The organism is Pseudarthrobacter oxydans, assembly GCF_034258515.1.
In the GTDB taxonomy this organism is placed as follows: domain Bacteria; phylum Actinomycetota; class Actinomycetes; order Actinomycetales; family Micrococcaceae; genus Arthrobacter.
The window spans coordinates 3,366,370-3,377,836 of the sequence record NZ_CP139438.1 but is presented as its reverse complement, the minus strand read 5'-3'; the positions used below and the strand labels follow the sequence as shown (position 1 = coordinate 3,377,836).

The 11,467-nt window shown below is 68.2% G+C and carries 12 protein-coding genes; 8 read left to right on the top strand and 4 right to left on the bottom strand.

All coding sequences use genetic code 11. The features are described from left to right. The first annotated feature begins 67 nt into the window (after window positions 1-67). The 3 genes from SMD14_RS15420 (at window position 68) to SMD14_RS15410 (ending at window position 3,187) form a co-directional block, all read left to right on the top strand. Window positions 68-394 carry a metalloregulator ArsR/SmtB family transcription factor gene (locus SMD14_RS15420; RefSeq protein ID WP_321214189.1) on the top strand — a complete coding sequence of 109 codons (327 nt, stop codon included), beginning with the start codon at window positions 68-70 and terminating at the stop codon, window positions 392-394. Continuing rightward, window positions 391-1,134, top strand: a complete 744-nt coding sequence (locus tag SMD14_RS15415) for a cation transporter (RefSeq protein ID WP_321214188.1) — start codon at window positions 391-393, stop codon at window positions 1,132-1,134. The genes SMD14_RS15420 and SMD14_RS15415 overlap by 4 nt, the downstream gene beginning before the upstream one ends. A gap of 106 nt (window positions 1,135-1,240) precedes the next feature. After that, window positions 1,241-3,187 carry a hypothetical protein gene (locus SMD14_RS15410; RefSeq protein ID WP_321214187.1) on the top strand — a complete coding sequence of 649 codons (1,947 nt, stop codon included), beginning with the start codon at window positions 1,241-1,243 and terminating at the stop codon, window positions 3,185-3,187. Here SMD14_RS15410 and SMD14_RS15405 read toward each other — a convergent pair. Next, window positions 3,109-3,453 (bottom strand): hypothetical protein, encoded by a 345-nt coding sequence (locus tag SMD14_RS15405; RefSeq protein WP_104998767.1) that lies wholly within the window; start codon window positions 3,451-3,453, stop codon window positions 3,109-3,111. The genes SMD14_RS15410 and SMD14_RS15405 overlap by 79 nt on opposite strands. 197 nt (window positions 3,454-3,650) lie before the next feature. Between SMD14_RS15405 and SMD14_RS15400 the strand changes: the two genes are divergently transcribed. The 4 genes from SMD14_RS15400 to SMD14_RS15385 all read left to right on the top strand — a co-directional run bounded on the left by SMD14_RS15400 (window position 3,651) and on the right by SMD14_RS15385 (window position 7,143). After that, window positions 3,651-4,085 carry a hypothetical protein gene (locus tag SMD14_RS15400; RefSeq protein ID WP_321214186.1) on the top strand — a complete coding sequence of 145 codons (435 nt, stop codon included), beginning with the start codon at window positions 3,651-3,653 and terminating at the stop codon, window positions 4,083-4,085. Between the two features lie 165 nt (window positions 4,086-4,250). Then, window positions 4,251-5,468 (top strand): MFS transporter, encoded by a 1,218-nt coding sequence (locus SMD14_RS15395; RefSeq protein ID WP_157241494.1) that lies wholly within the window; start codon window positions 4,251-4,253, stop codon window positions 5,466-5,468. 29 nt (window positions 5,469-5,497) lie between these two features. Further along, a complete protein-coding gene (locus SMD14_RS15390; RefSeq protein WP_321214185.1) occupies window positions 5,498-6,202 on the top strand; it encodes an alpha/beta hydrolase in 705 nt (234 codons plus the stop codon). After that, window positions 6,199-7,143, top strand: coding sequence for an LssY C-terminal domain-containing protein (locus SMD14_RS15385; protein WP_321214184.1), 945 nt, complete (start codon window positions 6,199-6,201; stop codon window positions 7,141-7,143). Before SMD14_RS15390 ends, SMD14_RS15385 begins: the two co-directional genes overlap by 4 nt. A gap of 201 nt (window positions 7,144-7,344) precedes the next feature. Here SMD14_RS15385 and SMD14_RS15380 read toward each other — a convergent pair whose 3' ends face one another. Continuing rightward, window positions 7,345-7,857, bottom strand: a complete 513-nt coding sequence (locus tag SMD14_RS15380) for a PepSY domain-containing protein (protein ID WP_157241497.1) — start codon at window positions 7,855-7,857, stop codon at window positions 7,345-7,347. 203 nt (window positions 7,858-8,060) lie between these two features. Between SMD14_RS15380 and SMD14_RS15375 the strand changes: the two genes are divergently transcribed. After that, window positions 8,061-9,551: an ATP-binding protein gene (locus SMD14_RS15375; protein WP_321214183.1), complete on the top strand. Its 1,491-nt coding sequence runs from the start codon at window positions 8,061-8,063 to the stop codon at window positions 9,549-9,551. On the opposite strand, the gene SMD14_RS15370 is transcribed toward SMD14_RS15375, so the two are convergent. After that, window positions 9,499-10,209, bottom strand: a complete 711-nt coding sequence (locus SMD14_RS15370; RefSeq protein ID WP_157241499.1) for a response regulator transcription factor — start codon at window positions 10,207-10,209, stop codon at window positions 9,499-9,501. The two genes, SMD14_RS15375 and SMD14_RS15370, sit on opposite strands and share 53 nt — an antisense overlap. A gap of 306 nt (window positions 10,210-10,515) precedes the next feature. After that, entirely contained in the window at window positions 10,516-11,421 is a 906-nt protein-coding gene (locus tag SMD14_RS15365; protein WP_321214182.1) for a phosphatase PAP2 family protein, read from the bottom strand. Window positions 11,422-11,467 lie beyond the last annotated feature (46 nt).

The following is an 11,467-nucleotide window of genomic DNA, read 5'->3' as shown; positions in this document are numbered from 1 at the left end:
AGGCGGAGTAACCTCCGGCCGTTAGTACACGCTTGCCTGAATACATCTGTGGATGTACTTTGAGTTCATGGAATTGCTCACCCAGGCCTCCGTGCTGTCCAGGTTCGGTTATGCGGTGTCGGATGCCACCCGAGCGCGGATTCTCCTGGCCCTCTCGGAAGCGCCTGCTTATCCCTCGGATTTGGCGGACGCCCTGGGCGTCTCGCGGCAGAGCATATCCAACCACCTGGCCTGCCTGCGCGGCTGTGGACTGGTGGTTGCTGTCCAGGACGGGCGGCGGAGCCGCTACGAACTCGCGGACGCCAGGCTTGGCCACGCCATCAAGGACCTGATCGGCGTTGTCCTTGCCGTGGACCCGGCCTGCTGCGCCCCGGACGGGGAGTGCGTGGCATGACGCTGCTCCGCACACCAACCCCGGAACGCCGCGCGGTGTTGAGCCGGAGGATCCGGCTGTTCGCGGCCACCACCATCAGCTATAACGTCATCGAAGCCGTGGTGGCGCTCTGGGCCGGCGGGACCGCGGACTCCTCGGCGCTGGTGGGCTTCGGCCTGGACTCGGTCATAGAGGTGGCATCCGCCCTCGCGCTGTCCTGGCAGTTCACCGCCAAGGATCCGGAGCGGCGCGAGCACCTGACCCTGCGGATCATTGCCATTTCCTTCTTTGCCCTGGCCGCGTTCGTGAGCATGGACGCGGTCCGGTCACTCACGGGCGGGGGAGAAGCCCGGCACTCGGCGCCGGGAATCGCAATCGCAGCCTTGAGCCTGGCGGTCATGCCTGTCCTGTCCTGGGCGCAGCGCCGCGCCGGGCGGGAACTGGGCTCCAGGACCGCCGTGGCCGATTCCAAGCAGACGCTGCTCTGCACGTACCTCTCGGCCGTGCTGCTGGTTGGCCTGGTCCTGAACAGTGCATTGGGCTGGTGGTGGGCCGATGCCGGGGCCGCCCTGGTCATCGCCGGCATCGCCGTCCGTGAAGGCATCGACGCCTGGCGGGGTGAGGCGTGCTGCCCTGTCCTGCACGCCAATGACGGTAACGGCCCTGTGGAAGAAGACGCTGCCTGCTGCACCGGCTGCCAGGCAGACGCCCAGCCGGCGCCGGAAACCCCGGCATCCGGGCCGCCGCCGTCCGGCCGCTGAGCGCCCGCCTCCACCCCGGGGAACGTCCGGACCGCAGTGCGGAACCAGGATCCGGTTTCCGCGCTTTCCCTTCCCCCGTCAGTTGGCGCGGGTGGATCATTTAGCCATGGACAAGCGCGCAAGCCGTGGCGGCCATGGCGCCGCCGAGGGCGTGGAGGCCGCGAACGGGCCCGGGCGCCCCGGGCAACCGGCCCTGCCGGACCACGTGGTGGTGTTCGTCCACGGCATGGGCCGGGCCCTCAAGGGCGGCACCCTGCAGGAGTGGGCCCAGCCGCTGATGCTGAGCCTGCACGATCTCTCCCTGGACATGGTGCCGCACACCGCGCATCCGCACCTGGTGATCACCAAGGCCAACGCGGTGGGCGACGCGCCGGAGGTGCTGGTCAAGGTCCTCCGCGGCGTTGACGGCCACGAACCGGACTACCTGACTGTGCTCATGACCGAGGCGTCCTGGGGCAGGGACTTCGAGCCGGCGTCGGCCGCTTCAACCTACTCGTGGGCGCTGCGCACGGCCCTGCGCGTGTACATGCGGTCCGTGCAGCTGATCAAGTGGAACCTCCATCCCGGCCGGCGGAAGGACATCCGGTGGCTCGGCGCCTGGCTGCGGCAGCTGGTCCTCACGTCGCTGGCCGCGTTCGCCGGGTTCTTCATCCTGCTTGCGGTACTGGTGGTGCTGCTGCTGATCATCATCCTGGCTTGGATTCCGGGGCCGGGCCGTTGGGTGGGGAAGCTCGTCTCCCTGTTCGCGGACTTCCTGGGCGATCCCCAGGTGTGGAAGCGCAAGCCCCTGCAGGCCGCGGCCATGCGGCAGCGGGTAGTGGACACGCTCCAGCGCTGGGACCACAGCCCGGGCACGGAGGTGACCGTGGTGGCGCACAGCCAGGGCGCGGCGATCACCGGGCAGGTCCTGTTCCAGAACCAGGCCCGCGCCACCAACTTTGTCAGCGTGGGCAGCGGGCTGGACCTGCTGGGCTACGCGCAGTGGGGCGGCGGGACGGGGGAGGACCCGGTGACGGACTGGCTGGCCAACCCCCGGCGCCCCCGGTGGATCAACGTGTGGGGGAAGTTCGACTTTGTGCCCGCCGGGCCCATCTCCACGCACGCCAACGGCCCGCTGCCGGTCTTCGGCAAGATCTACGCCCGGGACACCGGGGGCGACGGCGGTCCGGGCCCCGAGGAACATCCCGTGTACAACAGGTCCGCCCTGATCTACGACCACATTGTCTACTCCAAGAACCGCGTTGAGGTGCTGGACCCGCTGGCGCGGCTGGTCCTGGACCCGCCGCCACCGGACACTGCCGGGCTGGCGTTCAGGATGCTCGACGGCGACCGGCGGCTCCGCCCGCACCGCGTCATGGTGAAGAGCCTGGGCGTGACGCGGCTTCTCGCCGTCATCACCTCAGCTTTGAGCGCTCCTGCTGCGCTGGCGTGGCTCGGTTCCCTGGACTGGACGCGGAACCTGGTCCAGTGCGGCCCGCCCGGCGCCGCCGGGGATCCCTGGTGGTCCGCCTGGCTGTGCTCCGGCCCGACCTACCACTGGGCGCACTGGCAGGACCTGGGCGTGCTAGCTGTGACAACCGCCGTGTTCGCCGGCGTGCTGGTGGGACTCCTGAACGGGCCGGTGTGGGGAGTGCTGCACGACCGGCTGCAGCGGCTGCGCAAGCCGTCCTTCCGGCAGTCCAGCGATCCCACCCGGAACCTGCCGGCCAACCCCTGGTGGTACGTCACGTGGTATCTGCTGATCGTGACGGCGGTGGCCGTGGCCGTGCCGTTCATGCTGGCGTGGCCGGACCTGCCCTGGGTGGCCGTGGTGGTGCTGGTGCTTGCGCTCTGGGCGCTTTGCTTCACGCGCACGAGCATAACGGGCCTGCCGGCGCGGACCGGTGAACCCGTGCAGGCGCAAGCGGCCGCCACACCGCAGCGGGCGGCACCCCAGCCGCCGCCCGGCGTCGTCCGCGGCGAAAGGCACCAGGCTCAGCCCACCGGTTCGGCAAGCCTTCCGGCTAACACCGTGACCGGTGCGGCGGACCAGCGCTCGCGCTCGGGCTCATAGGAAATGACGACAGCGGCGTCGCTGTCCCGTGCCTCGTCCATGGCGAGCAGCAGGGCGTCCTCCACGTGCCGGGCGTACTCCAGCCGCTCCGCCAGCGTGCCCTGCAGGTCGGCGTCGTCAATCAGCACATGGCCCTTGCCGTCCACAATGACTTTCAGTGAATACCCCTGGTCCTCGTGCAAGGACCCCCTGGTGGATGAAATTTCGGTGACTCTGTCTGCCCGGACCAGCCCGTTGCCGAGCGTGCGGATCCACACTTCACCCATCGAATGACCTCCCCGTTGGCATGGGCGCGGAACAGCGCCCCATAAAGCGAACGCTACTCCTCCGCGGGGCATTTGTGACCCCCGAATTGCTACATTTACGGGCCTTTTGGCACTTCCGGCCGGGGTTTCCCGTGGGAACGATGTTGGCAGGCGGCGCGCCCAATCATTCCGGCCGTCCACTCGCTTTGGGAGTCACTATGGCGGACAAGACCGTGACCACCCGCGGCGGCAACATTGGCTCCGTGCTGGTTAACGCCGTGCTGCTGTGGGGGATCAACATCTGGCCGGGCTGGAAGGTTGTGCCCTTCCTGACGGCGGACATTGAACGTGTGCTCGGAATGATCAACGCGTCCCTGACCGCGGGCATCATCGCCAACCTCATCTTCGTGGTGATCCGCAACCGGGGCGTCATGGCCCTGGGGAACCTGGCGGTCCTGGGCATCGGACTTGCGGCCACCCTCCGGATGCTGGAGGTCTTTCCCTTCGACTTTGGGGACAGCTGGTCCGGCTGGCCCGTGGTGGTGCGGGTCCTGCTGGTGCTGGGCATCGTGGGCTCCATCATCGGCATGGTGGTGGAAATCGTGGCCATGTTCAGGTCGCTGGCAGGCTTCGGAGAGCGGGCCCGCCAGTAGTCTCCCGGCGCTGGGGATAGTCGACTTGGCGTTGTACCGCGCTGCGCCCCGAGGCCCGGGTTCGGTGCGCACGGACAGTCCCTGCGCACTGAGCCCGGGCCTCGGGGCGCAGGCCGGCGGCGTGCCGGGGAAGGGCGTGCCGGGCGCGGTCATAGGATAAATCTGATGACTTCCCCGGACGACCCCCAGCCCTTCAGCCTGCGCGGCATGGCGGTGGCTGCTTTCGGGCCCACGCTGCTCTACGGGATCGGCACGGGAGCCATCCTGCCCGTGGTGGCCCTCTCCGCCCGCGACCTCGGCGCTTCGGTGGCCGTCGCGGCCCTGGTCGTCACGCTGATCGGCGTGGGGTCCTGGTTCTTCAACCTGCCCGCCTCCCTGGTGACCCTCAAGTTCGGTGAGCGCTGGTCCATCGTGGCTGCCGCCGTCGCCGCCGGGCTCGCGCTCGCGGCGGCCGGGCTGACTTCCGTGGTCCCCAACGGGCTGTGGCTGCTCGCAGTGGCGATGGCCGTCGTCGGGATGTCCGGGGCCGTGTTCGGCCTGGCCCGGCAGAAGTACCTCACCGAGGCCGTGCCCGTGGAATTCCGGGCCCGGGCGCTGTCCACGCTGGGCGGGGTGAACCGCATCGGCGTGTTCATCGGCCCGTTCCTGGGCGCGGCGGTGATGCAGTTCGCCGGGATCAGCGGTGCCTACTGGGTGGGCGTGGTGGCCATGGCGGGAGCCGCGCTGCTGTCCCTCACCATCCCGGACCTGGCCGTTGCGCCAGGGCCCGACGGCGGCCACAAGGGTCCGGAGCCCACCCTCCGGAGCGTTGCGGCGTCCCACGCAGGCGTGTTCCTTTCGCTGGGGGTGGGGATCCTGCTGCTCAGCGCCCTCCGCTCCTCCCGGCAGGTGGTCATCCCGCTGTGGGCGGACAACCTGGGCCTGGATGCCACCTCAGCTTCACTGATCTACGGGCTCTCCGGCGCGATCGACATGCTGGTGTTCTATCCCGCCGGCAAGCTCATGGACCGGAAGGGCCGGCAGTTCGTCGCCGTCCCGTCCACGCTGCTGATGGGCGCGGCCCTGCTGGTGATTCCGCTGACCGGCTCCTTTGCGGGGCTGCTGCTGGCGGCGCTGCTGATCGGGTTCGGCAACGGCATCAGTTCGGGCCTGGTGATGACTCTGGGCGCCGACTTCTCGCCGGACCGGGGCCGCGGGCAGTTCCTTGGGCTGTGGCGGTTCATGGCCGACGCCGGTTCCACCGCCGGGCCCGTGCTGCTCTCCGGGGTGACTGCCCTTGCCACCCTTGGCGCGGGGATCTCAGCCACCGGCATACTGGGGTTCGCGGCGGCGGCCGTGTTCGCCGTCGTGATTCCGCGCCTGAAGCACCGCCGCAACTACTGACCGGCGGGAGCGCGGGATATCCTCGACAGATGAGTGAACCGGGCACGCCCATGAGGATCAGTGCGCTGCAAAAAGGTGTCTGGTGGCTGCAGGACTACCTATATGCCGCGGGATGGCAGGTCCGCGGCATGTTGTCGCGCGTCCAGCCCGGGTCCTTCCACCAGGGCCACCGGCGGCCGGTGCTGATCATCCCCGGTGTATACGAAAACTGGCAGTTCATGATGCCGCTCATCCAGTCCATCCACGACGCCGGCCATCCCGTCCACGTGGTCACGGTGCTGCAGCGGAACCAGCTGGACGTCCCCGCGGCGGCCCGGATGGTGGCGCAGCACCTGGAGGAAGCGGGGCTGCGGGACGCCGCGATCGTGGCGCACAGCAAGGGCGGCCTAATCGGAAAGTACGCCATGCTGATGCTGGACCCTGAGCAGCGGATCGACAGGATGGTCACGGTCTGCACGCCGTTCTCCGGTTCGCGCTATGCCAGGTACATGCTGCTGCCGAGCCTGCGCATCTTTTCGCCCCGGCACCCCCTGACCCTCGAACTGGCCCGCGAGGAGGCGATCAACAGCCGGATCACGTCCATCTACGGCCCGTTCGATCCGCACATTCCGGAGGGCAGCGTCCTTCCGGGCGCCACCAACATCGAGCTGCCCACCGCAGGGCACTTCCGGATTTTGGGTGATCCCCAGACGGCGCGGATCATCGTTGAGCAGCTGAACCCCGACGAGCCGTGACCCCCGGGCTGGAAAATCCGGATGTCGGGGACCCGCATGCGGGGTCCTCCGACGCGGGGTCCGCGCGGGCGGTTCCGGACGAACCTGACCACTCCCGTTCCAGCAGCGCCGTGGAGCGCCGGCAGAGCAGGTGGGCCACAGTCCTGGCGGTGCTGCAGCGGCTGCTGTACCTGGCGGTCACCGTCGCCGTCGGCTGGGCGGTGTACTTTTTCCTGCTCGCCAGGCTTTCCCGCGGCCCTGAGCAGGCGTGGGTGTTCCTGCCCGTCTGGCTGATCCTGGCCTATGCGCTGCTGCCGCGCGTCCACAAGATCCTGAGCAGCCTGTACATCCCGGACTACTTCATCGGCCGGGCAAGGACGGGCGACGGCGTGCTGGGCGATCCCGTCAATCTCGCCGTAGTGGGGACGGAGGAAGAGCTGCGGCGGGCCATGCTTTCCGCCGGCTGGGTGGAGGCGGATCCCATCACCCCGGCGACCGCCTGGCACACCCTGGTGTCCACCGTCCTGGGCCGCAGCTATCCCGCCGCCCCGGTAAGTTCCCTGTACGTCTTCGGCAACAGGCAGGACCTGGCGTTCCAGCGCGAGATCGACGGGAACCCGCGCAAGCGGCACCATGTCCGGTTCTGGAAGTGCCCGCCCGGTTGGATGCTGCCCGGAGGCCTGTCCGTGGACTGGGTGGGGGCCGGCACGTACGACAGGAGCGTGGGACTGTCCCTGTTCACGTTCCAGATCACGCACAAAATTGCCGACCGTACGGACGAGGAACGCGACTTCATCATCGCCACGCTGCAGGCAGCCGAGGCCGTGCAGTCCGTGCACGTCATCCTCAACTACTCCAGCGGCTACCACCACCGCAACGGCGGCGGCGATGCCATCCGCACCGACGGGCATCTGCCGATCATTGACCTGTACGAGCCGGGCCGGCCGGGTGTTTCCGTCTGACTGCAGGTGCGGGGCGCCCGAACCTCGCATACGCTCCGAGTCCAATCGAAACCAGGATGAGGGCAGTACCTGTGGCCTCGGGCCCGGCCAGCAAGCCCGCGGCCAGGAACCCGCTGTCCATTGCCAGGGCGAGGAAGTGAATCCTCGGCGGTATCCTCATCTGACGCCTCCCCGCCCGGCACGCTTTGCCTGGCCCGCGGATCAGTCGCGTTCAGGCGCGCCCGTGCGCAGGACCTGGAAGTCTGCTCCCAGTTCAACGTCAACTTCGGAGCCGTCGTCAAGAATGATTTCCGCCTCGTAGGCGGCGCCGCCTTCATTCTCCCTTTCGACGTCCCCGATCCGGCCCTTGCCCACGTTCGCCAGTGCGGCTTGTCCTGCCCTGTCGCGGTCTGCAGCGCTCAGCGGCTGCCCTGAATCGTCGTCCCGGCCCTCCGAGACCACCCGGAACGAGCTGTCGAGTTCCACTTCCACCCGGTTGCCGTTGTTCAACTGAACGTTCACTTCGTAGGAAGTATTGGGGTCGTTGTCAGTCTCGGCGCTGATAACGGTGCCGGGACCCGTGCGGGCAATGGCCGCATCGCTGGCCTGCTGCAGGGCGCTTCCGGTCAACGGCTGGTCGTCGCCCGGGGCGGTGCCGGCAGTGGCGACGGACGCTCCGGTGATGGCGGCTGCCGCGGCAGCAACGCCTGTGATCAATAGAATTTTCCGGCCCATGACGGTCTCCTGTTGTGTGGCCCCCAGCAGATCCTGATCGATAAAACCAGTGTGCTGCCAAGGCTTCTGCGCCCACAAATTCCGCCGGGCAAATCTCAGCCAGGGCTCAGTTTGCCTCAGCAGGGGCACAGCCTGGACAAGGGAATCAAAAACAGTTGCCGGGAGGGTTTGTCACAGGCGGCAGCGGGACGCATCCTTGGTTCATGGATGCCGAAAAGCGGCGCCCCCGCTTCGGGAAAACGCGCACCCGACGCTGGGGGGTGCGCAAGCGGGCAACGGCTACGGCGGTCGCCTTTGTGGCGGCCGCGATGCTCGTCGGCGGACTGATTCTCCTGCTGCTGCTGCAGAGGGCCCTGCTGGCGTCCACCGAAAGGCTCACCCGGCTCCAAGCCGAGGATGTGGTGGCCCACATCGCGGAACAGGACCTCGAGGAAGCGGCCAACTACGTCAGGTCTGCGGCGCGTCCGGGCCAGTACATCCAGATCCTGGACCCCAACGGAGCTGTCCTGGCGGCGTCGGTCCCCGCCGCGGCTACCAGGCCCATTACGGCGCTGCGGCCGGAAGCCAAACAAACGCTGTTCGAGAATGTCTCCGTGCAGCAGAGCCTGTTCGATGATGACCTGCTCGTTGCGGCCACGGGCGTCGGCGAGGACGGGAAGGTGTACACCGTAGCCGTTGCCGCCACGGTAACAGTGCAGGCGGAGACCGTGGCCACCGTGGCATGGTTCATCCTTGGCGCCGCGCCACTCCTCCTGGCAGGTGTGGGCTTCGGGGTCTGGATCCTCGTGGGACGGTCACTGCGGCAGGTTGAGCAGATCCGCGACCAGGTTGCGGGCATTAACGCCCGGAGCCTGGACGGCCGGGTGGGGGTGCCCCGGACGTCCGACGAGATCCAGGCCTTGGCGCAGACGATGAACATGATGCTGGACCGGCTGGAGGCCTCGGACCGGGAACAGCGGCGCTTCGTTTCCGATGCGAGCCACGAACTGCGCAGCCCGCTGGCAACCCTCAGCGCCGCGGTGGAGATCGCAGCTGCCGATCCGTCCGGGGCCATGTGGGAGGAGACCAAGGAGGTTGTGGCCGGGGAAACGGCCCGGATGCGCTACCTGGTCCAGGACCTGCTGACCCTGGCCAAGGCCGATGACCAGGGCCTGCGCCTGGAGGCGGCGGACGTGGACCTGGACGACGTCCTCAACGACGAAGTCCGCCGCCTGCGCTGCACCAGCAGGCACGAGATCGAGGCCAGGCTTGAACCGGCCCGGATCACCGGTGATGTCCGGAGCCTCGGCCGGGCCATCAGGAATGTCCTGGACAACGCGGAGCGGTACGCGCGGGCCCGGATCGGCATCCAGGTGCGCAACTCGCCGGACGGCGTGCTGCTCACCATCGACGACGACGGCCCGCCGGTGCCCGTTGCCGAACGAGAGCGGATCTTTGAACGCTTTGTCCGGCTTGACGAAAGCCGGTCACGCGAAAGCGGCGGCAGCGGACTGGGTTTGGCCATCACGTCCGCGATCGTCAGCGCCCACGGCGGCCGGATCCTGTGCACGGAAGCTCCCGACGGCGGCTGCCGGTTCGAGCTGGCATTTCCCGCCCAGGCCACCAGGGCTGAGTCCGCCGAGAAGGCCTTGGCCCAGCCGCTCACTCCGCTGAAAGGGCCGGGGAAACCGCTGCGGCAGGGCGGTCGGGGGTGAGCATGTACCCCATTCCCCGGATGGTGGTCAGGGTGTGCAGCCCGAAAGGCGTATCGATTTTCCGCCTCAGGTAGCCCATATACACCTCGACGACGTTGCCCCCTCCCTCGAAGTCGGAACCCCAGACGTTGTCCAGGATTTCGGACTTGGACACCACCTGGCCGTGCCGGCGCATCAGGTAATACAGCAGCGCGTATTCCTTGGCGGTGAGCCCGATGGGGGTGTCTCCGCGGCGGACACTGCGGCTCACGGAATCCAGGTTCAGGCTCCCGAGGGCGAGGACCACAGGCCGCTCGGGGGCGCCGCGGCGCGCCAGGGCCCGGATGCGGGCCACCAGCACCAGGAAGCTGAAGGGCTTTGTAAGGTAGTCGTCCGCGCCAAGATCGAAGGCGTCGGTCTGGTCGTACTCACCGTCTTTTGCCGTCAGCATCAGGACCGGCGTCCAGATCCGGTGTTCCCGGATTCCCCTGAGTACGTCGTAGCCGTTCTTCAGGGGCAGCATCAGGTCCAGCAAGATCACGTCATAGGGGTTCTCCACCGCAGCCCGCAGGCCGCTGACGCCGTCGTGTGCCAGGTCCACGACGAACCCCTCATTGCGCAGCCCGCGCCGAACCGTTTCGGCCAGCACCACTTCGTCGTCGACGATCAGGACCCTCATGACCGCGCCTCCCGGTTCATACCGACAGTATCCCTGACCCCGTCGGGCTGCACCACACTCGGCACGGGGTAGGCGGCCGGAAGTCCCGGCGCCGCCTTGGGGGGCATACGGCGCCGGGACGCGGGATACCTGGCGGCGCCCACTTCAAAACGACGCCAGGAGACCGATGGGCGGGGTCAAAGAGCACCAATGTGGTCGAAATCCCCGGCCAAGCACCAGCAAGTATCCACGGGCTGTATCAAAAAAGGGGCCGGAAATTCCTCAAGAAACGGTCAACATTCACCCAGCCGGGGTCAGAAGCGACCGTCAGCGCCCTGGCGGGTCCCGCCGTCGTGCGGCATACGCGAACAGTGAGGTGGTGGCGACGGTGGCCAGGTACCCGGCGATCACGATCAGCGCAATCCCGGCCCAGAAATAGTTCGTGGTGCTGGCCTCCTGCCAGGGGCCGGGCGCGATGCGGGCCAGCGAGTACACCGCCACCGCCGCGGACACCAGCCCGATCGCAACCGGCAGCGTCAGCCAGAGCCGTGCCGAGCCGATGTGCCTGCCGAACCCGTCCCACTCATTCCAGGACCCGCGCCGCATGATGAGCCACCCCGCCGGAATCATGAACGCGCCCACCAGCAGGAACGCGGCCACCACGTCCGCCGGCCGGTGCCACTGGTTGATCAGCGTGGAGACCCCGGAGGCTATGGCGAAGGTGCCGCCCACAAAACCGGCCATCGGACGCCACCGGGGGGAGGCCATGAGGAAGACCGCGGCCGCAGCCGACGCCGCCAGCGTGGTGTGCCCGGACGGCAGCGAGTTCAGCTCCAGCGTCACCACACCCTTGTCCGGACGGGCCGGGAGCAGGTCCTTCAGCACCTGGGTGGCGATGTTCGCCCCGACGCACGCGGCCACGGCGATCCCGGCCTCCGTCCAGTGCTTACGGATCACCGTGACAAACAAAACCACGACGGCGGCCATCACCAGTGAGATGGTGGGCAGCAGGTCCAGGAACCGTGTGCTCGCCTTGCCCGCCGGGCCGTGGATGCCCACGGCCTCCACCAGCGCCGACTCATCGATGAACTGGCCGGTGGTGGTCTGCACGAAGTAGTAGTAGGTGGCGATCAGTCCGGCCACGCAGGCCAGGGTGGCAAGCACGAACAGGAAGCCCGACCCCGGCGCGGGTCGGGCCGGTGTCCTGCAGGGTGCCTGCCGTTGGAAAGTCATCGGTTTAAGGGTGTCACAGAAAGCTGGGAGCCGGCGTCACCCAACT

Excerpts from the sequence above, each read along its gene's own strand:
- SMD14_RS15420 (WP_321214189.1), top strand. The coding sequence starts at position 68 with ATGGAATTGCTCACCCAGGCCTCCGTGCTGTCCAGGTTCGGTTATGCG.
- SMD14_RS15415 (WP_321214188.1), top strand. The coding sequence starts at position 391 with ATGACGCTGCTCCGCACACCAACCCCGGAACGCCGCGCGGTGTTGAGC.
- SMD14_RS15410 (WP_321214187.1), top strand. The coding sequence starts at position 1,241 with ATGGACAAGCGCGCAAGCCGTGGCGGCCATGGCGCCGCCGAGGGCGTG.
- SMD14_RS15405 (WP_104998767.1), bottom strand. The coding sequence starts at position 3,453 with ATGGGTGAAGTGTGGATCCGCACGCTCGGCAACGGGCTGGTCCGGGCA.
- SMD14_RS15400 (WP_321214186.1), top strand. The coding sequence starts at position 3,651 with ATGGCGGACAAGACCGTGACCACCCGCGGCGGCAACATTGGCTCCGTG.
- SMD14_RS15395 (WP_157241494.1), top strand. The coding sequence starts at position 4,251 with ATGACTTCCCCGGACGACCCCCAGCCCTTCAGCCTGCGCGGCATGGCG.
- SMD14_RS15390 (WP_321214185.1), top strand. The coding sequence starts at position 5,498 with ATGAGTGAACCGGGCACGCCCATGAGGATCAGTGCGCTGCAAAAAGGT.
- SMD14_RS15380 (WP_157241497.1), bottom strand. The coding sequence starts at position 7,857 with ATGGGCCGGAAAATTCTATTGATCACAGGCGTTGCTGCCGCGGCAGCC.
- SMD14_RS15375 (WP_321214183.1), top strand. The coding sequence starts at position 8,061 with ATGGATGCCGAAAAGCGGCGCCCCCGCTTCGGGAAAACGCGCACCCGA.
- SMD14_RS15370 (WP_157241499.1), bottom strand. The coding sequence starts at position 10,209 with ATGAGGGTCCTGATCGTCGACGACGAAGTGGTGCTGGCCGAAACGGTT.
- SMD14_RS15365 (WP_321214182.1), bottom strand. The coding sequence starts at position 11,421 with ATGACTTTCCAACGGCAGGCACCCTGCAGGACACCGGCCCGACCCGCG.